This is a genomic window from Citrobacter sp. 50677481 (genome assembly GCF_001463265.1).
Taxonomy (GTDB): Bacteria; Pseudomonadota; Gammaproteobacteria; order Enterobacterales; family Enterobacteriaceae; genus Citrobacter_A; species Citrobacter_A sedlakii.
Window position 1 is genome coordinate 86036 of sequence record NZ_LNHZ01000061.1, and the last position, 25331, is coordinate 111366.

At 55.8% G+C, this 25331-nt stretch carries 22 protein-coding genes; 6 read left to right on the forward strand and 16 right to left on the reverse strand.

Features of this window, described 5'->3' with window-relative positions; genetic code table 11:
• Positions 1–6: 6 nt before the first annotated feature.
• The 14 genes from murG to leuO all read right to left on the reverse strand — a co-directional run bounded on the left by murG (position 7) and on the right by leuO (position 16539).
• The gene (gene murG / locus APU02_RS16970) at positions 7–1074 is read right to left on the reverse strand and encodes an undecaprenyldiphospho-muramoylpentapeptide beta-N-acetylglucosaminyltransferase (protein ID WP_060570729.1); all 1068 of its coding nucleotides are present in this window, start codon (positions 1072–1074) and stop codon (positions 7–9) included.
• Positions 1071–2315 carry a cell division protein FtsW gene (ftsW, locus tag APU02_RS16975; protein WP_042290057.1) on the reverse strand — a complete coding sequence of 415 codons (1245 nt, stop codon included), beginning with the start codon at positions 2313–2315 and terminating at the stop codon, positions 1071–1073. Before ftsW ends, murG begins: the two co-directional genes overlap by 4 nt.
• Positions 2315–3631: a UDP-N-acetylmuramoyl-L-alanine--D-glutamate ligase gene (murD, locus tag APU02_RS16980; protein WP_060570730.1), complete on the reverse strand. Its 1317-nt coding sequence runs from the start codon at positions 3629–3631 to the stop codon at positions 2315–2317. Before murD ends, ftsW begins: the two co-directional genes overlap by 1 nt.
• 2 nt (positions 3632–3633) lie before the next feature.
• Complete coding sequence (gene mraY / locus APU02_RS16985) at positions 3634–4716, reverse strand: phospho-N-acetylmuramoyl-pentapeptide-transferase (RefSeq protein ID WP_012904478.1); 1083 nt, start codon at positions 4714–4716, stop codon at positions 3634–3636.
• A complete protein-coding gene (gene murF, locus APU02_RS16990) occupies positions 4710–6068 on the reverse strand; it encodes a UDP-N-acetylmuramoyl-tripeptide--D-alanyl-D-alanine ligase (RefSeq protein ID WP_060570731.1) in 1359 nt (452 codons plus the stop codon). The genes mraY and murF overlap by 7 nt, the downstream gene beginning before the upstream one ends.
• The gene (murE, locus tag APU02_RS16995) at positions 6065–7552 is read right to left on the reverse strand and encodes a UDP-N-acetylmuramoyl-L-alanyl-D-glutamate--2,6-diaminopimelate ligase (protein WP_060570732.1); all 1488 of its coding nucleotides are present in this window, start codon (positions 7550–7552) and stop codon (positions 6065–6067) included. The genes murF and murE overlap by 4 nt, the downstream gene beginning before the upstream one ends.
• Complete coding sequence (ftsI, locus tag APU02_RS17000; RefSeq protein WP_042290065.1) at positions 7539–9293, reverse strand: peptidoglycan glycosyltransferase FtsI; 1755 nt, start codon at positions 9291–9293, stop codon at positions 7539–7541. The genes murE and ftsI overlap by 14 nt, the downstream gene beginning before the upstream one ends.
• 152 nt (positions 9294–9445) lie before the next feature.
• Positions 9446–9811 carry a cell division protein FtsL gene (gene ftsL / locus APU02_RS17010; protein ID WP_012904474.1) on the reverse strand — a complete coding sequence of 122 codons (366 nt, stop codon included), beginning with the start codon at positions 9809–9811 and terminating at the stop codon, positions 9446–9448.
• Entirely contained in the window at positions 9808–10749 is a 942-nt protein-coding gene (gene rsmH, locus APU02_RS17015; RefSeq protein ID WP_060570734.1) for a 16S rRNA (cytosine(1402)-N(4))-methyltransferase RsmH, read from the reverse strand. Before rsmH ends, ftsL begins: the two co-directional genes overlap by 4 nt.
• Before the next feature lies 1 nt (position 10750).
• Positions 10751–11209 carry a division/cell wall cluster transcriptional repressor MraZ gene (gene mraZ / locus APU02_RS17020; RefSeq protein WP_042290072.1) on the reverse strand — a complete coding sequence of 153 codons (459 nt, stop codon included), beginning with the start codon at positions 11207–11209 and terminating at the stop codon, positions 10751–10753.
• Between the two features lie 613 nt (positions 11210–11822).
• Positions 11823–12827 carry a catabolite repressor/activator gene (cra, locus tag APU02_RS17025; protein ID WP_042290334.1) on the reverse strand — a complete coding sequence of 335 codons (1005 nt, stop codon included), beginning with the start codon at positions 12825–12827 and terminating at the stop codon, positions 11823–11825.
• Positions 12828–13042: 215 nt separating this feature from the next.
• Complete coding sequence (gene ilvN / locus APU02_RS17030) at positions 13043–13534, reverse strand: acetolactate synthase small subunit (RefSeq protein ID WP_042290075.1); 492 nt, start codon at positions 13532–13534, stop codon at positions 13043–13045.
• Between the two features lie 2 nt (positions 13535–13536).
• Positions 13537–15261 carry an acetolactate synthase 3 large subunit gene (gene ilvI, locus APU02_RS17035; protein WP_060570735.1) on the reverse strand — a complete coding sequence of 575 codons (1725 nt, stop codon included), beginning with the start codon at positions 15259–15261 and terminating at the stop codon, positions 13537–13539.
• A gap of 327 nt (positions 15262–15588) precedes the next feature.
• On the reverse strand, positions 15589–16539 hold the full coding sequence (leuO, locus tag APU02_RS17040) for a transcriptional regulator LeuO (protein ID WP_042290078.1): 951 nt from the start codon (positions 16537–16539) through the stop codon (positions 15589–15591).
• Between the two features lie 656 nt (positions 16540–17195).
• Here leuO and leuL point away from each other — a divergent pair.
• The 5 genes from leuL (at position 17196) to leuD (ending at position 22054) form a co-directional block, all read left to right on the forward strand.
• Entirely contained in the window at positions 17196–17282 is an 87-nt protein-coding gene (gene leuL / locus APU02_RS17045) for a leu operon leader peptide (protein ID WP_042290080.1), read from the forward strand.
• Positions 17283–17372: 90 nt separating this feature from the next.
• Positions 17373–18944, forward strand: a complete 1572-nt coding sequence (leuA, locus tag APU02_RS17050) for a 2-isopropylmalate synthase (protein ID WP_060570736.1) — start codon at positions 17373–17375, stop codon at positions 18942–18944.
• Positions 18944–20035, forward strand: coding sequence for a 3-isopropylmalate dehydrogenase (leuB, locus tag APU02_RS17055; protein WP_042290085.1), 1092 nt, complete (start codon positions 18944–18946; stop codon positions 20033–20035). Before leuA ends, leuB begins: the two co-directional genes overlap by 1 nt.
• Positions 20036–20037: 2 nt before the next feature.
• Positions 20038–21438, forward strand: coding sequence for a 3-isopropylmalate dehydratase large subunit (gene leuC, locus APU02_RS17060; RefSeq protein WP_042290087.1), 1401 nt, complete (start codon positions 20038–20040; stop codon positions 21436–21438).
• Between the two features lie 10 nt (positions 21439–21448).
• The gene (leuD, locus tag APU02_RS17065) at positions 21449–22054 is read left to right on the forward strand and encodes a 3-isopropylmalate dehydratase small subunit (RefSeq protein ID WP_042290089.1); all 606 of its coding nucleotides are present in this window, start codon (positions 21449–21451) and stop codon (positions 22052–22054) included.
• Between the two features lie 88 nt (positions 22055–22142).
• On the opposite strand, the gene APU02_RS17070 is transcribed toward leuD, so the two are convergent.
• Both APU02_RS17070 and sgrT read right to left on the reverse strand, forming a co-directional pair.
• The gene (locus APU02_RS17070; RefSeq protein ID WP_042290091.1) at positions 22143–23321 is read right to left on the reverse strand and encodes a sugar efflux transporter; all 1179 of its coding nucleotides are present in this window, start codon (positions 23319–23321) and stop codon (positions 22143–22145) included.
• A gap of 117 nt (positions 23322–23438) precedes the next feature.
• Positions 23439–23552: a glucose uptake inhibitor SgrT gene (gene sgrT, locus APU02_RS17075; protein ID WP_042290093.1), complete on the reverse strand. Its 114-nt coding sequence runs from the start codon at positions 23550–23552 to the stop codon at positions 23439–23441.
• Positions 23553–23645: 93 nt separating this feature from the next.
• On the opposite strand from sgrT, the gene sgrR reads away from it, so the two are divergent.
• Positions 23646–25301: an HTH-type transcriptional regulator SgrR gene (gene sgrR, locus APU02_RS17080; RefSeq protein WP_060570737.1), complete on the forward strand. Its 1656-nt coding sequence runs from the start codon at positions 23646–23648 to the stop codon at positions 25299–25301.
• Positions 25302–25331: the final 30 nt, after the last annotated feature.

A 25331-nucleotide genomic window follows, 5' to 3' on the forward strand; every position in this document is an offset into this window, starting at 1 on the left:
CGAGGGTTAAGCCCGGGCTGCCAGGCTGACTTCTTTCGCCACCCGTTCAGTGGCATCCGGGATGGCCGTCGCGCGCGCGCGTTGCGCCATCTCCAGTAATACGTCCCGATCCCACCCGGACAGGGTGTTCACAACGGCATCCACGGTAAACTGCGGCTGCTCAAGGATTTTAGCGGCGCCCGCTTTTTCCAGCGGTAGCGCATTCCAGTACTGCTGTCGGTCTTTGTGCTGGAAAGGCACAAACAGCGCGGGTAAACCGGCTGCGGCGATCTCACTGACCGTCAGGGCGCCTGAACGACATACCACCACATCGGCCCATGCGTAAGCGGCGGCCATATCATCTATAAATTCAGTCACTTTATGCTGCGGTTGCCCGGCGCTGGCGTAAGCCTGTTCGACCGTCTGCTGCCCACCTTTTCCGCTTTGATGCCAGATGGTCACGGCATTACCGAGTTTCGCGGCAACCTGCGGCAGCGTTTGATTCAGTACGCGCGCCCCCTGGGAACCACCGACCACCAGTATGCGAATCGGGCCAACACGCCCTGGAAGGCGATCCTGCGGCAGCGGTAACGCCAGCACGTCAGTCCGAACCGGGTTCCCTACCACTTCCGCATTCGGGAACGCGCCCGGGAAAGCCTGCATAACCTTGGTGGCAATTTTCGCCAGCCATTTATTGGTTAGCCCGGCAATGCCGTTTTGTTCGTGCAGCACCACCGGAATACCCAATGACCACGCGGCAAGGCCGCCGGGGCCGGAAACATACCCGCCCATCCCCAGCACCACGTCAGGCTTAAATGACTTCATGATCGCGCGCGCCTGACGCCACGCATTGAAAATACGCAGCGGTGCGGCCAGCAGCGCGTTGACGCCTTTCCCGCGCAGCCCGGAGATGCGGATGAAATCAATGTCAATTCCGTGCTTCGGAACTAAATCCGCTTCCATACGGTCTGCGGTGCCCAGCCAGCGAACATCCCAGCCCTGAGCCATTAAATGGTGCGCGACCGCCAGCCCCGGGAACACATGTCCGCCGGTACCGCCCGCCATCACCATCAACCGCTTCGCCTGACCCCTCATCGTAAACCTCGTGTAAACGCCTGGGCTTTTTCCAGACGTGTTTCATAATCAATTCGCAGCAACATCATGATTGCCGTCGACATAATCAACAGACTTGAGCCACCGTAGCTGATAAGCGGCAGCGTCAGACCTTTGGTTGGCAGCATCCCCGCCGCGGCCCCCACGTTAACCAGCGCCTGGAAACTAAACCAGATCCCGATAGAGCAAGCCAAAAAGCCGGAAAAGCGGTGGTCAATCTGTAACGCCTTACGGCCAATCGACATCGCGCGAAAAGCGACGAAGAATACCATTAAAAGTGCCAGTACCACACCGATATAACCCAGTTCTTCCCCAATAATGGCGAAGATGAAGTCGGTATGCGCTTCCGGCAAATACTCCAGTTTCTGTACTGAGTTACCCAGCCCTTGTCCCCAGACTTCCCCGCGACCGAACGCCATCAGAGACTGAGTGAGCTGATAACCGCTACCGAATGGGTCTTCCCACGGGTTCCAGAACGAAGTCACGCGGCGAATACGATACGGTTCTGCGAGGATCAGCAGCACGACCGCCGAAATCCCCATGCCGATGATAGCGATGAACTGCCACAGCTTTGCCCCGGCCAGAAAAAGCATCGCCAGCGTGGTGACGAACAGCACCACAACGGTGCCGAGGTCAGGCTGCGCCAGCAGCAATACCGCCAGTACGAGGATCACGCCCATCGGTTTTAAAAAGCCGCGCAGGTTGTTACGCACTTCGTCAACCTTGCGCACCAGATAGTTCGCCAGGTAACAGAACAACGACAGCTTGGTGAATTCCGCCGGCTGAATACGCAGCGGCCCGAGCGCAATCCAGCGCGATGCCCCGTTCACCGAGCTGCCGACCACCAGTACGATCAACAGCATGATGATCGAGGCGATCAGCATCGTGGTGCTGTAGCGCTGCCAGAACTCCATCGGCAGGCGTAGCGTGATCATCGCCAGACAAAATGCCAGTAAAATATAGAGCGCGTCACGTTTGGCAAACAGGAACGGATCGCCCGCCAGACGCTGGCCTACCGGCATAGATGCCGAAGTCACCATCACGAAACCGATCGCCGCCAGGCCAAAAGTCAGCCACAGCAGCATACGGTCATACATCACCAGGCTGTCGGTGTCTTTATCCCGCGAGCCCATCACCCAGCCTTTCAGCGCCGCAAAGATCCAGCCCAGGATGCCAAATCCCGGCAGGCGCGGCAGTCTCAGGCGAGGGAGAGATAAACGCATCAACCTAACTCCTTCGCCAGACGGGTAAAGACATCACCCCGTTGCTCAAAATTCTTAAACTGGTCGAGGCTGGCGCAGGCCGGAGAGAGCAGAACCATATCACCCGACTTCACGCGCGGCGCCAGCAGGCGCATTGCTTCTTCCAGGGTTTCTGTCTGTTCGGCGATCTCCGGACGCAGCGCGGCAAGCTGCGCCCCATCGCGACCAAAGCAGTACAGCCGCACGCGATCACCGTCGAGGTAGCGCGCAAGCGACGAAAAATCCGCCGACTTGCCGTCGCCGCCCAGCAGCAGATGCAGTGTGCCATCAACGTGCAGCCCGTTCAGCGCCGCCTCGGTACTGCCCACGTTGGTGGCTTTCGAATCGTTGATCCAGCGCACCCCGTTGTGCTCCAATGCCAGCTGGAAGCGATGCGCCAGGCCGGTAAAGGTGGTCAGGGCTTTCAGGCTGCTGGCGCGCGGTAAACCTGCGGCGTCCGCCAGCGCCAGCGCCGCCAGGGCATTGGTATAATTGTGCTGCCCGCTGAGTTTCATCTCTTTCACGTTCAGCACTTTTTCGCCTTTCACCCGCAGCCAGGTTTCGCCCTGCTGGCGGTTAAGGTGGTAGTCACCCATGTTTACGCCGAAGCTGACGCAACGCGCATCGGCGCCGCGCACCGGCATGGTCAGCGCATCGTCAGCATTGACGACGCACACTTTGGCGTTCTCATAGACGCGCAGTTTCGCCGCGCGGTACTGCTGCAGACCAAACGGGTAGCGATCCATATGATCTTCAGTCACGTTGAGGATCGTCGCCGCCACCGCCTGCAGACTGCAGGTGGTTTCCAGTTGGAAACTGGACAATTCCAGAACGTACAGTTCGCGCTCGGCATCCAGCAGCATCAACGCGGGCAGGCCGATATTGCCGCCGACGCCGACGTTTACGCCTGCCGCTTTCGCCATCTCACCCACCAGCGTGGTGACCGTACTTTTGCCGTTCGAGCCGGTAATCGCCACAATCGGCGCCTGCGCTTCACGGCAGAACAGTTCAATATCGCCGACAATTTCCACGCCTGCGTCGGCGGCGGCGCTCAGCGCCGGGTGCGCCAGGGCAATACCAGGGCTGGCGACAATCAGATCCGCCGCCAGCAGCCAGTCTTCATTCAGGCTGCCAATGTGGCGCTCAACCGCTTCGGGTAGTTTATCCAGCCCCGGCGGCGTCGCCCGGGTGTCCATCACGCGAGGAGCCACGCCGCGGGCAAGAAAAAAGTCCACGCAAGAGAGTCCGGTAAGCCCCAGACCGATAATGACGACGTTTTTGCCCTGGTAATCAGCCATGATTAACGTACCTTCAGCGTTGCCAGGCCAATCAGCACCAGCATCAGCGAAATAATCCAGAAGCGCACAATCACGCGCGGTTCCGGCCAGCCTTTCAGTTCATAATGGTGATGAATCGGCGCCATGCGGAAAATACGCTGTCCGCGCAGTTTAAAGGAGCCGACCTGCAGGATCACCGACAGGGTTTCCACGACAAACACGCCGCCCATAATCACCAGCAGGAACTCCTGACGCAGCAGCACAGCAATAATCCCCAGCGCGCCGCCCAGCGCCAGCGAACCGACATCGCCCATAAAGACCTGCGCCGGGTAAGTATTGAACCACAGGAAACCTAATCCCGCGCCGACTATCGCCGTACAGACGATCACCAGTTCCCCCGCATGACGCAGATACGGAATATGCAGATAGTTAGCGAAATTCATGTTACCGGTCGCCCACGCCACCAGGGCAAATCCCGCGGCGACGAAGACGGTAGGCATAATGGCTAAGCCATCCAGACCGTCGGTCAGGTTCACCGCATTCCCCGTTCCCACAATCACGAAATACGCCAGCAGGACGTAGAACAGGCCCAACTGCGGCATGACGTCTTTAAAGAACGGCACCACCAGCTCGGTGGCAGGCGTATCTTTCCCGGCGAGATACAGGGCGAATGCCACACCCAGCGCAATCACCGACATCCAGAAATACTTCCAGCGGGCAATCAGCCCTTTGGTGTCTTTACGCACCACTTTGCGGTAGTCGTCAACAAAACCAATAATGCCGTAGCCAATCAGCACAACCAGTACACACCAGACGTACGGGTTGGACGGATAAGCCCACAGCAGCACGGAAATCACAATCGCCGTCAGGATCATAATGCCGCCCATCGTCGGCGTCCCACGCTTGCTGAAGTGAGATTCCGGACCGTCGTTACGCACGACCTGACCGAAGGAGAGCTTTTGCAAACGGGCAATCATGCGCGGGCCCATCCATAAGGAGATGAACAGCGCGGTCAGCAGGCTGACGATGGCGCGAAACGTCAGATAGGAAAAGACGTTGAAGCCGGAATAATATTTGACCAAATGTTCGGCCAGCCAAACTAACATGTTCCATTCTCCTGTAATGCGCGTACTACCTCTTCCATGGCGGCACTACGTGAACCCTTCACTAAAATGGTAATGATCTGTTGCTCTGCAATCAGCGCCTTCAGACGGGCGATCAGCGCGGATTTGTCCGCGAAATGCTCGCCTGTGCCGCTGGCCTCGCTGATGGCATGGCTCAGTTTTCCTGTACTCAATACACTGTCGATCCCCGCCGCGCGCGCGGCAGTGCCGACCTGCACATGGCACGCTTCGCTTTCTGCGCCCAGCTCCGCCATATCACCCACCACCAGTACGCGGTAGCCCGGCATTTCGGCCAGGACCTGTACGGCGGCGGTCATCGATCCGACGTTAGCGTTGTAGGAATCATCCAGCAGCAGCTTGTTTTCTGCCAACTGAACCGGGAACAGACGTCCCGGCACCGCTTTCAGATCCGCGAGGCCGGATTTGATCGCCTCCAGCGGCGCGCCGACAGCCATCGCCAGCGACGCTGCCGCCAGCGCATTGGCGATGTTGTGACGCCCCGGCAGCGGCAACAGCACATCAATGCCCCCCACCGGCGTCAGGAGGGTGAACTCCGTACCGTGCGAGGTCACATGGATGTTGGTCGCGGTAAAATCGCTGTTGGCGGCATTCGGGGAAAAGCGCCAGACTTTACGGTCGCCAATCACGCTTTGCCAGTTCAGCCAGTCGTTGTTATCGGCGTTCATAATGGCAATGCCGTTTTCCGGCAGACCGGTATAGATTTCGCCTTTCGCCTTCGCCACGCCCGCCAGAGAGCCGAAGCCCTCAAGATGCGCGGCGGCCAGATTATTCACCAGCGCCGCTTCTGGTCGCGTCAGGCTGACGGTCCACGCAATTTCGCCCTGGTGATTGGCGCCTAATTCAATAACGGCAAAGTCATATTCTTCGGTTAACCGCAGCAGCGTCATCGGTACGCCGATATCATTATTAAGATTGCCTGCGGTGTATAAGGTTTTGCCACACTGGCTCAGAATAGCGGCGGTCATCTCTTTGACGGAGGTTTTGCCGGAGGAACCGGTCAGCGCGACTACGCGAGCCGGTACCTGCGCGCGAACCCACGCGGCCAGTTCGCCAAACGCCAGACGGGTGTCCTGAACGACAAGCTGCGGCAAGTCGCAGTCCAGCGGACGGCTGACCAGCAGCGCCCCCGCTCCGCCCTCTTTCGCCTGGGCGGCAAAATCATGGGCGTCAAAGCGTTCGCCTTTCAGCGCCACAAACAGGCAGCCCGGCGTCAGTTTGCGCGTATCGGTGGTCACGGCGTCGAGGGTCAGATCGTCCCCTTTCAGTTTGCCGTTAAGGATGCCGGTAAGTTGACTGAGCGTTACGCTAATCATGCGATAACCCCCAGCAGCCGCGCTGCGGTTACGCGGTCAGAATAGTCGAGACGCTGCGTGCCGATGATTTGGTAATCTTCATGACCTTTACCCGCTACCAGCACCACGTCGTTTTCTTTCGCCTGCATAATGACGTTCGTGACCGCCTCGGCGCGGCCTTCCATCACCCGGGCGTGTCCGGCATCCAGCATTCCCGCCAGAATGTCATCGATAATAGCGCGCGGTTCTTCGGTACGTGGATTGTCGTCGGTAACGACAACCACATCGGCAAACTCTTCCGCGATCGCCCCCATCAGCGGACGCTTACCTTTGTCGCGATCGCCGCCACAGCCAAAGACGCACCAGAGCTGACCGGTACAGTGCAGACGCGCCGCCTGCAACGCTTTTTCCAGCGCATCCGGGGTGTGGGCGTAGTCAACCACCACGGTGGTTTTACCCGGCGCGCTGAACACTTCCATGCGACCGCAAACCGGCTGCAAACGCGCGGCGGTTTTCAGCAGTTCGCTCAGCGGATAGCCCAGCGCCAGCAGCGTCGCCAGCGCCAACAGCAGATTACTGACATTAAAGGCACCCATCAGACGGCTTTCGATTTCGCCTTCACCCCAGCTTGAAGCAAAGCGAATCGTCGCGCCGCTATCGTGATAGTTCACGTCGACTGCCTTCAGCCAACGGCCATGGCAGTTCGGGTTGATGTGGTCTTCCATCGAGACGGCAACCGCGTCCGGCAGATTTGCCAGCCAGCGGCGACCCACTTCGTCATCCGCGTTGATAATGGCCTGACCATAATGATGCGTGGAGAAAAGCAGCCATTTTGCCGCTTCGTACTGTTCCATGTCACCGTGATAGTCCAGGTGATCGCGGCTGAGATTGGTAAAGACGGTCGCGGCGAATTTCAGCGCCGCCACGCGATGCTGCACCAGACCGTGCGAAGAGACTTCCATTGCGCCAAAGGTGGCGCCTTCATCGACCAATCCCGCCAGGACATGCTGCACATCTACCGCCGACCCGGTGGTATTTTCAGTCGGGATCACTTTCCCCAAAAGGCCATTGCCGACGGTGCCCATCACCGCGCTGGTTTCGCCCAACAGTTGGCTCCACTGCGCCAGCAATTGTGTGGTGGTGGTTTTACCGTTGGTGCCGGTCACGCCAACCAGACGCATGTTTTCAGAGGGTTCGTGATAAAAGCGACCAGCCAGTGCAGATAAACGTTCGTTCAGTTGGCTCAGATAGATGACCGGTACGCCGTGCATTTCACGAACTTCGCCGTCGGTCGCCTCTTCTTTCGCTTCTGCAATAATGGCAGCCACACCTTGCGCTATCGCCTGCGGGATATATCGACGCCCGTCCGCCTGATGACCTTTCACTGCCACAAAGAGATCGCCCGAAGCAGCCACGCGGCTGTCGAGTGTCATCTCTCGCAGTTCTCTCGCAGGTAAACCTGGTACCCACGGAGCAAGAAGGTCGCGCAAATTACGATCTGCCACCTGTTCCCTCGCCTTGATTAATTACGAATTCACTTTTTTCGCCCGTGGCCAGCGCATCCGGCTCGATGTTCATGGTGCGCAGTACGCCGCCCATGATGGCACCAAAGACCGGCGCGGACACGGCGCCGCCGTAGTATTTACCCGCCTGCGGATCGTTGATAACAACAACCAGCGCAAAGCGCGGCTGACTCGCAGGCGCAACGCCCGCGGTATAAGCAATGTATTTGTTGATGTAGCGACCATCCGGTCCGACTTTTTTCGCCGTCCCGGTTTTAATCGCGATGCGATAACCTTTAATTGCCGCTTTCACGCCGCCACCGCCCGGCAGGGCCACGCTTTCCATCATATGTACGACGGTGCGCACGATGGATTCCGGGAAGATGCGTTCTCCCGGAACAGGGGGATCAACTTTGGTGATCGACAGCGGACGGTAAACCCCGTAGCTGCCGATGGTTGCGTAGACTCGCGCTAACTGTAACGGCGTTACCATTAGCCCGTAGCCGAAAGAGAAGGTGGCCCTCTCTATGTCAGACCACCGTTGTTTTTGAGGATATAAGCCACTGCGTTCTCCGACCAACCCCAAATTGGTCGCTTTTCCCAGCCCAAAACGTGAGTAAGTGTCTACTAACGCTGAGGACGGCATCGCTAACGCCAGCTTAGAAACACCGACGTTACTCGACTTCTGTAGAACCCCGGTCAGGGTCAATTCGCTGTAGCGCGCCACGTCTTTGATTTCGTGACCGTTAATTCGATAGGGAATGGTGTTGAGCACCGTGTTCTCGTTGACGATACCCCGCTGGAGCGCCGTCATGACCACCATCGGTTTGACGGTGGAACCCGGTTCGAAAACGTCGGTAATGGTCCGGTTACGCATCGCGTCTTTCGGCGTACCGCTGAGGTTGTTCGGGTTGTAGGACGGGCTGTTCGCCATCGCCAGGACTTCGCCGGTGTTCACATCCACCAACACCGCGCTGCCGGATTCCGCTTTGTTAAACGCCACCGCGTTGTTCAGCTCGCGATAAACCAGCGCCTGCAGGCGCTCATCAATACTCAGCGCCAGGTTGTGCGCCGCCTGGCTGTCGGTGGAGGAGATATCCTCAATCACGCGGCCATAGCGGTCTTTACGCACCACACGTTCGCCAGGCTGGCCGGTCAGCCATTTGTCGAAGCTTTTTTCGACGCCTTCGATACCCTGGCTGTCAACGTTGGTGAACCCGATGAGGTGAGCGGTCACTTCGCCGGAAGGGTAGTAGCGACGTGATTCTTCACGCAAATGAATGCCCGGTAGCTTCAGCTTTTTGATGTAGTCGGCCATATCCGGGTTGAGCTGACGCGCCAGATAGATAAAGCGCCCTTTCGGGTTGGCGTTAATGCGGGCAGCCAGCTGATCGAGCGGGATATTAAGCGCGGTGGAGAGCGCTTTCCAGCGATCCCCGACGCTGACGCCACCCGCGTCATGCACTTCTTTCGGGTCCGCCCAAATCGCTTTCACCGGCACGCTGACCGCCAGCGGACGCCCGGAACGGTCAGTGATCATACCGCGGGAAGTGGCGACTTCCTGGACGCGCAGCGAACGCATGTCGCCCTGACGCACCAGCATATCCGGGGCGATAATCTGCAACCAGGCCACACGGCCCAGCAGAAAACCCAGCGCCAATAAAATGCAGCCGCAAAGCAACGCAAAACGCCAACTGATAAAGTTGGTTTGTTCTTCCTGGCGTTTCGCTTTTATACGCGTCATGCTTCAAGCTGCCTCTGCGTTGGCTGCGCACACGTCTCCCGGTCGCTTACGTGTGTAAGCGCCTGGAGATTCATGTGCTCGCTGCCTTGATGCATCATGAATGCTTTTGCGTAGCGTGTTTCCTGCATTGCTTTCATGCGTCGCGCTGTTCCTTATTTTTGGACTACGATATTTTCTTGTGAGGGATCAACATGCTGCATTTGCAGCTTTTCCGTTGCGATCCGTTCCACCCGGCTATGGTCGCCGAGCGCGTTTTCTTCAAGGATCAGGTTGCGCCATTCAATATCCAGCGCATCACGCTCCAGAACCAGTTGTTCACGCTGCGCGGTCAGTAACCGCGTATGGTGAGCGGTCGTTACCACCGTCACCGCCGTCACAATGATGCAAATGAACAGGCAGAGTGGCAGCTTCCCGAATCGCAAAAGATCGTCACCGATCACGCCAGGCAAGGCATGGCGCTCGTTGCTTCCTATCGATCCCTTCACTTTGCTAAGGGCTTCTGTCACTCTGCTGATCATGCGTTCGTCCTCTCTGCAATGCGCAGAACTGAACTACGGGCACGAGGATTTTCTGCGACCTCTTTTTCACCCGGCATCAACTTGCCTAACGCTCTTAACTCACGGCCGCCCAGTTTACTGAGCTGCGCTTCCGTCATCGGGATCCCGGCGGGCACTTTCGGACCGCGGCTTTGCTCGCGCATAAAGCGTTTCACAATGCGATCTTCCAGCGAGTGGAAGCTGATGACAGAAAGCCGCCCACCCGGGGCCAGCACGCTGAGCGAGCTTTTTAGCGCCTGCTCTATCTCCTCCAGTTCACTGTTTACCCAGATGCGCACCGCCTGGAAGGTACGGGTCGCGGGATGTTTGAATTTGTCCTTCACCGGTGTTGCCGCCGCGACCACCTCCGCCAGCTCTTTGGTACGGGTCATCGGCTGCTCGCGGTTACGTTCAACGATGGCGCGGGCGATGCGCTTCGCAAAACGCTCTTCGCCAAAGGTTTTCAGTACCCAGGCAATATCCGCTTCTTCCGCGGTTTGCAGCCACTCGGCGGCGGAATGGCCGCGCGTCGGGTCCATCCGCATGTCCAGCGGGCCGTCGCGCATAAAGGAAAAGCCACGTTCAGCATCGTCGAGCTGCGGCGAAGAGACGCCAAGATCGAGAAGAATCCCGTCGATCTTGCCGGTAAGATCGCGCTCGCCGACATAGTCAGCCAGCGCCGAAAAAGGTCCATGAATGATGGAGAAGCGCGGATCATTGATGGTTTGCGCAACGGCGATCGCCTGCGGATCGCGATCGATTGCCAGCAAGCGCCCTTCTTCGCCAAGCTGCGAGAGAATGAGGCGCGAGTGACCACCGCGACCAAATGTCCCATCAATGTAGATGCCATCTGGACGAATGTTCAGGCCATTGACGGCCTCGTCGAGCAGCACCGTGGTGTGTTTAAAGTTTTCCATCATCTTATAGAGACAAGTCCTGCAGGCGTTCCGACAACGTCCCGGTAGCGCTCTGCTCTGCGTCGATATCTTCCTTGACCTGTTGATACCAGGTCGTTTCATCCCACAGTTCAAATTTGTTGAACTGTCCAACCAGCATCACTTCTTTCGTCAGACCGGCATGTTGCCGGAGAACAGGCGCTATCAGCAGGCGACCGGCGCTGTCCATCTGACATTCGCTGGCATGACCCAACAGCAGGCGCTGCACGCGGCGTTCTACCGGGTTCATGCTCGACAGACGCGATAATTTTTGCTCGATAATTTCCCATTCAGGCAGGGGGTAAAGCAGCAGGCATGGGTGATGGATGTCAATGGTGCAAACCATTTGACCGGTAGCGTTCTCGATCAGTTGATCCCGGTAACGGGTGGGCACGGCTAAGCGCCCTTTACTGTCGAGATTGACTAACGTTGCTCCCCGGAACATGCCAGCTCAACCCCTTATCACCACTTTGCCCCACAAATTCCCACTGAAAGGAGTTTACGGAGCGGAGGAAAAGCTTGTCAAGCGAGTCACAACGCTTACCAGAGTAAAAAACCCAATGTTTACGGCTAATATCAGCGTTGATTAAATTCTGTCCAACGAGCGAAGCAAATTAACGTCATGAATATTTGTAAGAAAAAATCCAAATACCCCTCCTCGTTTTTAAACGAACTTCTCTTCTCCTAAAGAAAATATAAAGTGTCAGTTTGCGACGCGAGCGGCATTTTAGGACATATTGCACTGCGAATACAGTCCCTGTTTAGCGCGGTTAACGCCGCGCGCCATCAAGCCAGCCGAGACTTTCGTAAAGAAGAAAAGGAAAGTGTCTGTTAATTCGGCAATTCGCGACAAACCTGTAACAAAAAAATACAAAACGGGCTGCGGTAAACGCTGTAATTACCCTTCGGGCCCGCACATGCGTTTAAAAAATCGTTTATTTGCCGTCGGGTGAGATAATACTAAGGAATAATCTTAATTCTGCTGGGGGTATTGTCTGGAAGGCATATTTCCCGCAGACCAGATTAACGCGAACGCCACCTGGACTGCGGTAAGGTTATCAGTTGCGGCTGAGAACGCCGCGACGGTACAGGTTACGTTTGATTCGCGTTAAGCCAGGCTTCGGTTTGCGCGGTTCGTCGAGACTCGCCAGCACGATCTCCAGCACGCGTTCCGCCACGTCGCGATGACGCTGCGCTACCGCCAGTACCGGGCACTGCAGGAAATCCAGCAGCTCATTATCGCCAAAGGTTGCAATGGCCAGATCGGAAGGCAGCTTGCCGTCGCGACGCAACGTCACATCCATCACGCCCTGCAGCAGAGCGAAGGACGTGGTGAACAGCGCCTGCGGCATCGGGTGTGTTTCCAGCCATTTTTCAAACAGCTGCGCAGCCGCTTCGCGCTCGTAGCTATTGGCGTACAGAAAGTGAACCTCACGCGGATCGTCTTTCCAGGCGCTGCGAAAACCCTGCTCCCGCAGGAAACTCACGGACAGCTCCGGCAACGCGCCGAGATAAAGTACCGTTTCAGCGGGGAATTTACGTAGCTCTTGCGCCAGCATTTCCGCATCGTCCTGGTCGGCGCCGACGACACTGGTGAAATGTTCACGATCCAGCGCGCGATCCAACGCCACAATCGGGAAGGAGTCATTCGCCCAGCGTTGATAGAACGGATGCTCCGGCGGCAGCGAGGTGGACACGATGATCGCGTCAACCTGACGCTGCAAGAGATGTTCGATGCAGCGCATTTCATTGTCCGGCTGATCTTCCGAACAAGCAATCAGCAGTTGATAGCCGCGCTGACGCGCCTGGCGCTCAAGATAGTTTGCAATGCGGGTGTAGCTTGTGTTCTCAAGATCGGGGATCACCAGCCCGATTGAGCGCGTGCGTCCAGCGCGCAGCCCGGCAGCCACGGCGTTCGGGTGGTAATTATGCTCGCGTACCACTGCCATGACTTTTTCGACAGTCTTGTCGCTCACGCGGTATTGCTTTGCTTTTCCGTTTATCACGTAGCTTGCAGTCGTTCGCGAGACACCGGCCAGCCGAGCGATTTCATCCAGTTTCACAATTGCCCCTTGCATAAAAAGTACAAACCATAACCATTGTAACGGCATGGATTAGTTTCATTAACATTCAAGCGCAGAATAATGACTGCGGCAACCGCTTTTGTTCCGGGTTTCCGCTGATTTCGCAAAAAAAAGCCCAACTTTAACCGTTGGGCTTGCGGATCAAGAATAAAGGTAGAGCGGTTAAACGTTAACGTCACGCTTCCACCCAGGCGTTAGCGCATGATTTTATCGCCGCGCGACAACCCCACGACGCCGGAACGGGCCACCTCGACAATTTTGGCCACTTCGCGCAGCGTCGCCAGAAACGCGTCCAGCTTATCGCTGGTTCCTGCCAGTTGCACTGTGTAAAGGGTTGGCGTGACGTCAATAATCTGTCCGCGGAAGATTTCCGTGTTGCGCTTCACTTCCTCCCGGCCATAGCCGCTGGCCTGAAGCTTCACCAACATAATTTCCCGTTCAACGTGCGCCCCCTGCCCCAGTTCACTCACCCGCAGGACATCGACCAGCTTGTGCAGTTGTTTTTCGATCTGCTCCAGCACTTTTTCATCGCCTACCGTCTGGATGGTCATGCGGGAAAGCGTAGGATCGTCCGTTGGCGCAACGGTCAGGCTTTCAATGTTGTATCCGCGCTGGGCAAAGAGGCCAATAACGCGCGACAGCGCGCCGGACTCGTTTTCCAGCAGTACTGATAATATCCGGCGCATAATCAGGTTCTCTCCGTTTTGCTTAACCACATTTCGTCCATCCCGCCGCCGCGAATCTGCATCGGATAAACGTGCTCGCTGCCATCGACGTTAACGTCGACAAACACCAGACGGCCGCTCTGCACCTGGGCCAGCGCCTCGCTTAACGTGTCTTCCAGCTCTTCAGGACGGGAAATCCGAATACCGACATGCCCGTAGGCTTCCGCCAGACGGACAAAATCGGGTAGCGACTGCATATAAGACTGAGAATGGCGACCGGAGTAAATCATGTCCTGCCACTGTTTCACCATTCCCAGATAGCGGTTATTCAGGTTGAGCACCAGCACCGGAAGTTCATACTGAAGCGCGGTCGACAGTTCCTGGATATTCATCTGGATACTGCCGTCGCCGGTAACGCACACAACCGTTTCGTCCGGCAGCGCCATTTTTACGCCCAGCGCGGCTGGCAGTCCAAAGCCCATCGTGCCGAGGCCGCCAGAGTTGATCCAGCGACGCGGTTTGTCGAAAGGATAATACAGGGCGGCGAACATCTGGTGTTGGCCGACATCAGAAGTGACGAACGCATCGCCACGGGTCAGACGCCAGATAGCCTCAATGACCGCCTGCGGCTTGATGCTTTCGCTGTGGGTATCATATTTCAGGCACTGGCGGGCGCGCCAGCGCTCAATCTGCTGCCACCAGTCACGAATATCATCCAGCGGTTGTTGCGCGGTTTCCTGAGGCAGGAGTTCCAGCATCTGCTCCAGCACCAGACGCGCATCCCCCACGATAGGAATGTCTGCCGTCACCGTCTTGGAGATAGACGTCGGGTCGATATCGATATGCAATACCGTTGCATTCGGGCAATATTTCGCCAGATTATTGGTGGTGCGATCGTCGAAACGGACGCCAACAGCAAAAATCACATCGGCATTATGCATCGTCATGTTGGCTTCGTAAGTGCCATGCATGCCGAGCATCCCCAGCGCCTGACGATGGGTCGCCGGGAAAGCGCCCAGCCCCATTAATGAGGAAACGACCGGCAGATTGAGTGTTTCGACAGCCTGACGAAGCGGCGCATAGCAGCCCGCCGTCACCGCCCCGCCGCCGACGTACACCACCGGTTTTTTCGCCGCGACGAGCGTTTGCAGCGCGCGTTTGATCTGTCCTTTATGGCCGCCGGTGGTGGGGTTATAAGAACGCATACTGACCGAATCAGGCCAGCTATACGGCAGTTTATTTGCCGGATTGAGAATGTCTTTGGGTAAGTCGACCACCACTGGCCCTGGTCGGCCGCTCGCTGCCAGCCAGAAGGCTTTTTTCAGCACCTGAGGGATATCTTCTGTCTGCTTAACCAAAAAGCTGTGCTTCACTACCGGGCGGGAGATCCCCACCATGTCGCACTCCTGGAAGGCATCGTAGCCGATTAGCGAGGTCGCCACCTGGCCGGAAAGAATGACCAACGGAATGGAATCCATATAGGCCGTGGCGATGCCGGTAATGGCATTGGTGGCACCCGGACCTGAGGTCACCAGTACGACTCCCACTTCTCCCGTCGCCCGCGCCAGGCCATCAGCCATATGCACAGCAGCCTGTTCATGGCGGACCAGCACGTGATCGATGCCGCCAACCGTATGCAATGCATCATAAATATCGAGGACTGCGCCCCCGGGATAACCGAATACCTGCTTAACGCCCTGATCGATGAGCGATCGGACGACCATCTCGGCTCCAGACAACATCTCCATGGCCTGCCTCACTGAATGACGAATAACGCGTGTTATTAAGTACAAAACACATTAACCGCTCGTTACTGCGCAGGCAATTCACTATCGGTTTTCTGACAGAAGGGAAATAAGAACAAACGAAAGGAAAGCGCCAAAGAAACGGGAAATTACACCAAATATGATTCTTTCGTTAATGAATAATCGCTTAAACCGGAAGGCTTGCAGAGAATCATCAATTTTTTGATCGATATGCCACCGCGCGCGCCAATCAATTCAGCATATAATTTCACAAAGAATGAAATAAAAAGAATAAACCGGATGTCTACACCCGGTTTATTTTGCCTACGCTTAGCGCTTGCAAACAGACGCCAGCAGTTCTTCCATCCATTGATGGCCCTTGTCCCGGCCTGCCGCTTCATGCCAGGAGAGATAACAGGTTCGACTATTGAGTTTTAACGGCAGCGGTAGCACTTGCAGATCCAGCGATTCAGCAAACTCATCCGCCAGCCAGCGCGGCGCAATCGCCACTAACTGAGTCTGCGAAACCACATTAAGCACGCTAATTAATGCCATTCCCTGATAGGCAATGCAGGATTGTTTATCCGCAGTGTCATACCACGGCTGGCTGAACGAGGCAAAACGGTCCAGAGACACAACGGCATGCTGTTCATTATAAACATCGCTTTCCAGTAATGGACCGCTAATACGCGGGTGCTTACGGCTGGCGACGAGAACCATTTCATCTTTAAACAGAGGGATACTGGTAAATTCAGGGCGACGGAATTCCTCATAACTAATAACGAATTCGGTTTCCTGATAACGTAATTGATGCTCTGTATTTTGATTTAATGAAGATTTGAAAACGACATGAATATTCGGCGCAATCTGCTCAACACGATTATAAATCAGGGAGGTAAGCACATTGTCCAGCGGGCTGCAGACGCAAAGATTAAACACGCGTTCACTGCTGGCCGGTTCGAAACCGGAACCCGGTAATTCATTTTGCACTAATTGCAACGCCTGGCGAACCGCGCCAAAAAGCTGGAAGGCGCGTGCGGTCGGTTGGATCCCACGGCCATAGCGCACAAACAGTTCGTCGTTGAACATCACTTTCAGACGCGCAACCGCGTTGCTTACCGCGGGCTGCGACATCCCAAGGGCATGAGCGGCCCGCGTAATATTTTGTTCCTGCATCACCGCATCGAAGACTGTCAACAGATTAAGATCAACCATACGAAGCTGCGGCTTTTCCATCTCTATAAGAGGTGTATGAGGTTTATCATTTTTTACTTCTGGCATACTTAACTCCACTGTCACGCTTACTCCCTTTTCCAGCCGGAATGCAGAGAAATAATCTCAGAAAATATGATTTACCATGCATATAAAATAAGAAAAAGGGTACGGATAAAAATTAGGAAAACATAAAGATGCAAAAACAAAACACGAATAAACAGCGCAGGCGCGATGTGGCATCCTTCACGACACGACGAATCAATAAGTTTTAATGACGCGTGCAATATAAACATAAGCCAGACAAATAAACAATCATGTGTTTTATGAATAATACTTTAAGTATTAATTAAATGTTTATATTACTCTGTCGTTAATTCTTAACATTAGCTTATCAATAAACGGTTTTCAGTAAATGTTAATTTATTCATTGTCGTTATAACAGCCTAAAAATCATAGAGATAACCAATCTTTTTCGGACGGTGCACATCCCGTATTTCTCTCACTAATTGAAAAAAAATATGCTTAAGTATGACAAAAGATGAAAATTATGTACGCGCGCTACGCGTTTATTCCGGAAGAGGGGCAAAAGTTCAGCACAATTAGCTAAAGCAACGGGTGAGATTTCTCCTCGCCGTGGCGGCCTTTTTGGCAAACGGGGTTGACATCAGCAGCGGTATCCAGTACCACTAAAAGCATATCGCATTCGCCTGGAGTTAAACTTAATGATACGTATCGCCCGCTTTAACGGTCTACTACTACTAAACGCATTTTCGTTGCGCGGTAGACTGGTGAGCGGCATTCAGCATTAAGTCAGCATCCAGTTAGAAAAAAAACCCGCGCCGTTGCGCGGGTTTTTTTATGCTCGAAGCAAGGCGCCCTCAAGACCAAGGACCTAAACCATGAGCCAGCAAGTCATTATTTTCGATACCACTTTACGCGACGGAGAACAGGCGTTACAGGCAAGCCTGAGTGTGAAAGAAAAACTGCAGATTGCGCTGGCCCTCGAGCGCATGGGCGTAGACGTAATGGAAGTTGGCTTCCCGGTTTCCTCACCGGGCGACTTTGAGTCTGTGCAAACCATCGCCCGCCAGGTGAAGAACAGTCGGGTTTGCGCCTTAGCCCGCTGTGTGGAAAAGGACATCGACGTTGCGGCAGAGTCGCTGAAAGTGGCCGATGCCTTCCGGATTCATACCTTTATCGCCACCTCGCCAATGCATATCGCCACCAAGCTGCGCAGTACGCTGGATGAGGTGATCGAACGCGCGGTGTACATGGTGAAACGCGCACGTAATTACACCGACGACGTTGAGTTCTCCTGTGAAGACGCGGGCCGTACGCCTGTCGCCGATCTGGCGCGGGTGGTGGAAGCCGCCATCAACGCAGGCGCCAGAACCATCAATATTCCCGACACCGTTGGCTATACCATGCCCTTCGAGTTTGCCAACATTATTTCCGGTCTGTATGAACGCGTGCCCAATATCGATAAAGCCATTATCTCCGTCCATACACACGACGATTTAGGTTTAGGGGTTGGCAACGCGCTGGCCGCCGTGCATGCGGGCGCTCGCCAGGTGGAAGGCGCAATGAACGGCATTGGTGAACGCGCCGGCAACTGCTCTTTGGAAGAAGTGATCATGGCGATCAAAGTGCGCAAGGATATTCTGAACGTCCACACCCGCATTAATCATCAGGAGATCTGGCGCACCAGCCAGTTGGTCAGTCAAATCTGCAATATGCCCATCCCGGCGAACAAAGCGATTGTCGGTAGCGGCGCCTTCGCCCACTCCTCCGGTATTCACCAGGACGGCGTACTGAAAAATCGTGAAAACTACGAAATCATGACGCCGGAATCGATCGGCCTGAATCAGGTGCAGTTGAACCTGACATCCCGTTCCGGACGCGCGGCGGTAAAACACCGCATGGATGAGATGGGTTATAAAGAAAGCGAGTACAGCCTGGACGATCTGTACGACGCGTTCCTGAAACTGGCGGATAAAAAAGGCCAGGTATTCGATTACGACCTGGAAGCGCTGGCATTCATCAATAAACAGCAGGAAGAACCTGAACATTTCCGCCTGGACTACTTCAGCGTGCAGTCTGGCTCAAACGATATCGCGACCGCCTCGGTGAAACTGGCTTGCGGTAATACTGTAAAAGCTGAAGCGGCAAACGGTAACGGCCCGGTCGACGCCATTTACCAGGCGATAAACCGTATTACCGATTACCACATTGAACTGGTGAAATACGGCCTGTCCGCTAAAGGACACGGTAAAGACGCGCTGGGCCAGGTGGATATCGTCGCTCACTATAACGGTCGCCGCTTCCATGGCGTCGGTCTGGCGACAGACATCGTTGAATCCTCCGCCAAGGCGATGGTGCACGTACTGAATAACATCTGGCGCGCCGCTGAAGTCGAAAAAGAATTGCAACGCAAAGCTCAGAACAACGAGAACAACAAGGAAACCGTGTGATGTCGAAGAATTACCATATTGCTGTTTTGCCGGGTGATGGAATTGGCCCGGAAGTGATGGCGCAAGCCCTGAAAGTCCTGGAAGCGGTTCGCGGCCGGTTTGATATGCGTATTACCACCAGCCACTACGATGTCGGCGGAGCCGCCATCGATAATCACGGTCAACCGCTGCCGAAAGCGACCGTAGAAGGCTGCGAGCAGGCCGACGCCGTGTTGTTCGGCTCCGTGGGTGGCCCAAAATGGGAACATTTGCCGCCAGATCAACAGCCGGAGCGCGGCGCCCTGCTGCCGTTGCGTAAACACTTCAAATTATTCAGCAATCTGCGTCCGGCGAAACTGTATCAGGGGCTGGAAGCGTTCTGCCCTCTGCGCGCCGACATCGCGGCAAATGGCTTTGACATCCTGTGCGTACGTGAACTGACTGGCGGCATTTACTTCGGCCAGCCGAAAGGCCGCGAAGGTAGCGGTCAGCATGAAAAAGCGTTCGATACCGAGGTGTATCACCGTTTTGAAATTGAGCGTATTGCGCGCATCGCCTTTGAATCCGCCCGCAAGCGCCGCCGTAAGGTAACGTCTGTTGACAAAGCCAACGTCCTGCAAACGTCTATTTTGTGGCGCGAAATCGTCAACGACGTCGCTAAAGCGTATCCGGACGTTGAGTTGGCGCACATGTATATTGATAACGCCACCATGCAGTTGATTAAAGACCCGTCTCAGTTCGACGTATTGCTGTGTTCCAACCTGTTTGGCGACATCCTGTCTGACGAGTGCGCAATGATCACCGGCTCCATGGGGATGTTGCCGTCCGCCAGCCTGAACGAGCAGGGCTTTGGTCTGTATGAGCCAGCAGGCGGCTCCGCGCCGGATATCGCCGGAAAAAATATCGCAAACCCTATCGCGCAGATTTTGTCGCTGGCGCTGCTGCTGCGCTACAGCCTGGATGCGGATGAGGCGGCAACCGCCATTGAACGCGCTATCAACCGCGCATTAGAAGAAGGCATCCGCACCGGCGATTTAGCCCGTGGCGCCGCTGCCGTTGGTACCGATGAGATGGGCGACATCATTGCACGCTATGTCGCGGAAGGGGTGTAATCATGGCTAAAACGTTATACGAAAAATTATTTGATGCGCACGTGGTGTACGAGGCGCAAAACGAAACCCCGCTGTTATACATCGACCGCCATCTGGTGCATGAAGTAACCTCCCCGCAGGCGTTCGATGGCCTGCGCGCGCATGGTCGTCCAGTTCGTCAGCCGGGTAAAACCTTCGCGACGATGGACCATAACGTCTCGACGCAGACGAAAGACATCAACGCCTCCGGTGAAATGGCCCGTATCCAGATGCAGGAGCTGATCAAAAACTGCAACGAATTCGGCGTTGAGCTGTACGATCTGAATCACCCGTATCAGGGCATCGTTCATGTGATGGGGCCGGAACAGGGCGTTACCTTACCGGGCATGACCATCGTCTGCGGCGACTCCCATACCGCCACGCACGGCGCGTTTGGCGCGCTGGCGTTCGGCATCGGCACCTCGGAAGTTGAACATGTACTGGCGACGCAGACCCTGAAGCAGGGTCGCGCGAAAACCATGAAGATTGAGGTCAAGGGCCGCGCGGCGCCGGGTATCACGGCGAAAGACATCGTGCTGGCGATTATCGGTAAAACTGGCAGCGCTGGCGGCACCGGCCACGTCGTGGAGTTCTGCGGCGACGCGATCCGCGCCCTGAGCATGGAAGGCCGTATGACCTTGTGCAACATGGCGATTGAGATGGGCGCGAAAGCGGGTTTGGTCGCCCCGGATGAAACCACCTTCAACTATGTGAAAGGCCGTTTGCACGCCCCGAAAGGCAAGGATTTTGATGATGCGGTTGCGTACTGGAAAACGCTGCAAACCGATCCGGACGCCCGCTTCGATACAGTTATCACCTTACAGGCTGAAGAGATTGCGCCACAGGTCACCTGGGGCACCAATCCGGGCCAGGTGATGTCGGTAACCGACATGATCCCCGATCCGGCTTCTTTCGCCGATCCGGTTGAGCGGGCAAGCGCAGAAAAGGCGTTGGCCTATATGGGGCTGAAGCCTGGCGTGCCGTTAACGGAAGTGGCGATCGATAAAGTATTTATCGGCTCCTGTACCAATTCACGTATTGAAGATTTACGCGCCGCCGCGGAAGTGGCGAAAGGACGGAAAGTGGCGCCAGGCGTTCAGGCGCTGGTGGTGCCAGGGTCCGGTCCGGTAAAAGCGCAGGCGGAAGCGGAAGGTCTGGATAAGATCTTCATTGAAGCGGGCTTTGAGTGGCGTTTACCGGGCTGCTCAATGTGTCTGGCGATGAACAATGACCGTCTGAATCCGGGCGAGCGCTGCGCCTCAACCAGCAACCGTAACTTTGAAGGCCGTCAGGGCCGCGGCGGACGTACCCATCTGGTCAGCCCGGCAATGGCCGCCGCTGCCGCCGTCACCGGCCATTTCGCCGACATTCGCAGCATTAAATAAGGAGACCACCATGGCAGAGAAATTTACCCAACATACCGGCCTGGTTGTCCCGCTGGATGCCGCCAACGTCGATACCGACGCCATCATTCCTAAACAGTTCTTACAGAAGGTTACCCGCACCGGTTTTGGCGCGCACCTGTTTAACGACTGGCGCTTTCTGGATGACAAAGGCGAGCAGCCGAATCCGGCGTTTGTGCTCAACTTCCCGGAATATCAGGGCGCGTCTATTCTGCTGGCGCGGGAAAACTTCGGCTGCGGTTCATCCCGTGAACACGCCCCCTGGGCGCTGACCGACTATGGCTTCAAAGTGGTGATCGCACCGAGCTTCGCCGATATCTTTTACGGCAACAGCTTTAACAACCAGCTGCTGCCGGTGAAGCTGAGCGATGAAGAGGTCGATGAGCTGTTCACACTGGTGCAGGCGAATCCGGGGATTTATTTTGAGGTGGATCTGGAAGCGCAGGTCGTTAAGGCGGGCGAAAAGCGCTACAGCTTTACTCTTGATGCCTTCCGCCGTCACTGCATGCTGAACGGTCTGGACAGCATCGGTCTGACGTTACAGCACGAGACGGCTATCGCCGCTTACGAAGACAAGCAGCCCGCGTTTATGCGCTGATTGTCCTCCTGCGATGCGCTTTTAATTCACGGCGGCTTCGCGCTATCCGGCCCACAAACGCCCTTCCTGTGGGCCGGATACTCTCTCCTCAGACATCCTTCACCTGGCTGGTCATATACAGCGTTACCACAGAGATCGCCGCAATCACCCAGTAAACGGCATAATGCCCGACGCTCTGCGCCACCGCCCCCTGAATCACTCCCGCGAGGATCACGCCGGTTGAGATGCTGTTGGTGAAGAGCGTCGTCGCCGAACCCGCCCTGCCCGGCATCAGATCCTGAAACCAGAGCATCCCAATTCCGGCGACGATCCCGATGAACACCGCGTTGAACACCTGGAGAATCAATAGCGCCGCGTGGCTGTGAAAGACAATCAGACCGAGATAAAACAGCACGCCCGCCGCTACTGCAGTCACCATCATCCGGCGCTTGCCAAAGCGTTTGACATAAAAACCTGCGAGGATCATCGCGGGAATTTCCAGCCCTGCCGCGGTCCCCATCAGGATCCCGGCAAGCTTATCCGGCAACCCCAGCTCAGCGCTGATCCATAGCGGCATATCAATGATGTACATGGTGTTGCAGGTCCACATTAGCGTGGAGGCGATAAACAGCATGCGAACGTTGTTATCCTGCCAGCCGCTAACCCGGGTGACAGGTACATCGGCCGGTTGTTCAACCCGCGCCACCGATGGCAGCATAAAGGCGATCAGGACAAAGCTCAGCGCAAAAATTCCGGCAGCAATAGAAAACATCACCGTAAAGCCGTAGTTAAGCGCCAGCATAAACGCCAGCGGCGGGCCGATCACCCAGGCCAGGGAAAGCTGCGCACGCATCACCGAACTGAACATCACCACTTCCCGCGCCGAGCTGTCAGCGTATTCCCGCGCCAACGCAAACAGCTGCGGCATCGCGGTATTCGCCAGCGACGCCAACAATACGCCGCAGGTGATCAGCGTCAGGTAATGACGGTTAAAAGCAAACAACAGGGCGTTGCCAATGGCCATCAGGCAACAAAACAGAATCAGTCTGCGCCGGTCGCCCTGGCTGTCGGAGCGCTTTGCCAGCGCGAGACTGACGCCAATCCCGGCGATGGCGTTGACGGTGTAAAACAGCCCCACCCAGAACGGCTGCGCCCCCACTTCACGGCTCAGGAAAAGGCTCAACGTCGGCGCCTGTAGCGCGCCCGCGATGCCCATCATAAAGGCGACTAGCATAAATGCCGCATAAACACCGTTGAGACGTCGTCCCATCGTCATGATCCAGAGCATAAACCTTTCCTTAGCGCGCAGCGGAAACGAAAAAAGCCAGCAGATAATACCTGCTGGCGGGGTGAATAACACCAATACTCAGTCACACATGATGTCTGCCAATCCGGGATCGCGATGTCACTCCCACTGCATCAGTTCTTCCAGCATCTTTAAGCGCTGCGGTGCGCTCAGGCAAGCCAACCAGGACAACTTTTCTGTCGCGGAAAAATACTTCAGATAGAACTGGCGCATTGTTGACCCCTTCATCGTGCTTCATCGGGATTCATTATTGGCCTAATATAGGGATAATAAAATTGCTGAGTTTTTCGCTGGAGTTCCCCTTTTATGTCTTCTGGTCGTCTGCAACAACAATTTATCCGTTTGTGGCAATGCTGCGACGGCAAAACCCAGGACACCACGCTCAACGAGCTGGCGGAACTGCTGAACTGCTCGCGTCGCCATATGCGCACTCTGCTGAACACGATGCAGGCGCGCGGCTGGCTGACGTGGGAAGCGGAAGTGGGCCGTGGCAAACGCTCTCGTCTGACGTTCCTCTACACCGGACTTGCGCTCCAGCAGCAGCGCGCGGAGGATCTGCTGGAGCAGGATCGGATCGATCAACTGGTGCAACTGGTGGGCGACAAAACCGCCGTTCGCCAGATGCTGGTGTCACATCTTGGACGCAGCTTCCGCCAGGGGCGTCACATCCTGCGCGTCCTGTATTATCGTCCTTTGCAAAACCTGCTGCCGGGTACGGCGCTGCGGCGCTCAGAAACGCATATTGCCCGTCAAATCTTTAGCGCCTTAACCCGGGTAAATGAGGAAAATGGGGAACTGGAAGCCGATATTGCGCATCACTGGCAGCAAATTTCCCCGTTACACTGGCGTTTTTTTCTGCGTCCGGGCATTCATTTTCACCACGGTCGCGAACTGGAAATGGACGACGTGATCGCTTCGCTCACACGAATTAACACCTTGCCACTGTACTCGCACATTTCCCGCATCAATTCGCCAACGCCGTGGACGCTGGATATTCACCTGTCGCAGCCTGACCGCTGGCTTCCCTTACTGCTGGCGCAGGTGCCCGCGATGATCCTGCCGCGCGAATGGGAAACGCTGAACCATTTCGCCAGTCATCCTATTGGCACCGGCCCCTATGCGGTAATGCGCAACACGCGTAATCAGTTAAAAATTCATGCTTTTGATGATTTCTTTGGCTATCGGGCGCTAATCGATGAAGTTAACGTCTGGGTGCTGCCGGATATCGGCGATGAACCGACCGGCGCGCTGACGCTGGAAGGCCCCACTAACGATGAAAAGGCCATTGAAAGCCGGCTGGAAGAAGGCTGCTATTACCTGCTGTTTGACGCCCGCACCCACCGTGGCGCAAATCAGGAGGTCCGGGAGTGGGTGAGTCGCGTCCTGTCGCCGAGTAATCTGCTCTACTATGCCGACGAGCACTATCAGCGCCACTGGTTTCCCGCTTATGGCCTGCTACCTCGCTGGCATCATGCCCGTCCGGGCCACGGCGAGAAACCTGCCGGGCTGGAATCCCTCACCCTGACCTATTACCACGATCATATCGAACACCGGGTCATTGCGCAGATCATGAGCCAACTGCTGGCGGAACATCAGGTAAAGCTGAATATACAGGAGATCGACTACGATCAGTGGCACGCCGGAGACATTGAAAGCGATATCTGGCTGAACAGCGCCAACTTCACCCTTCCACTCGACTTTTCGCTGTTCGCGTATCTCTGTGAAGTTCCGCTCTTGCAGCACTGCATTCCGCTGGACTGGGAGGCGGACGCCGCCCGTTGGCGCACCGGTGAGATGAATCTGGCGGCCTGGTGTCAGCAACTGTTAGCCAGTAAAGCGATCGTCCCGTTGATTCACCACTGGCTGATCATCCAGGGACAGCGCAGTATGCGCGGTTTACGTATGAACACGCTTGGCTGGTTCGACTTTAAATCGGCATGGTTTGCGCCACCAGACCCGTGATTGCTGCATAGCAACAAAATCATTACACTA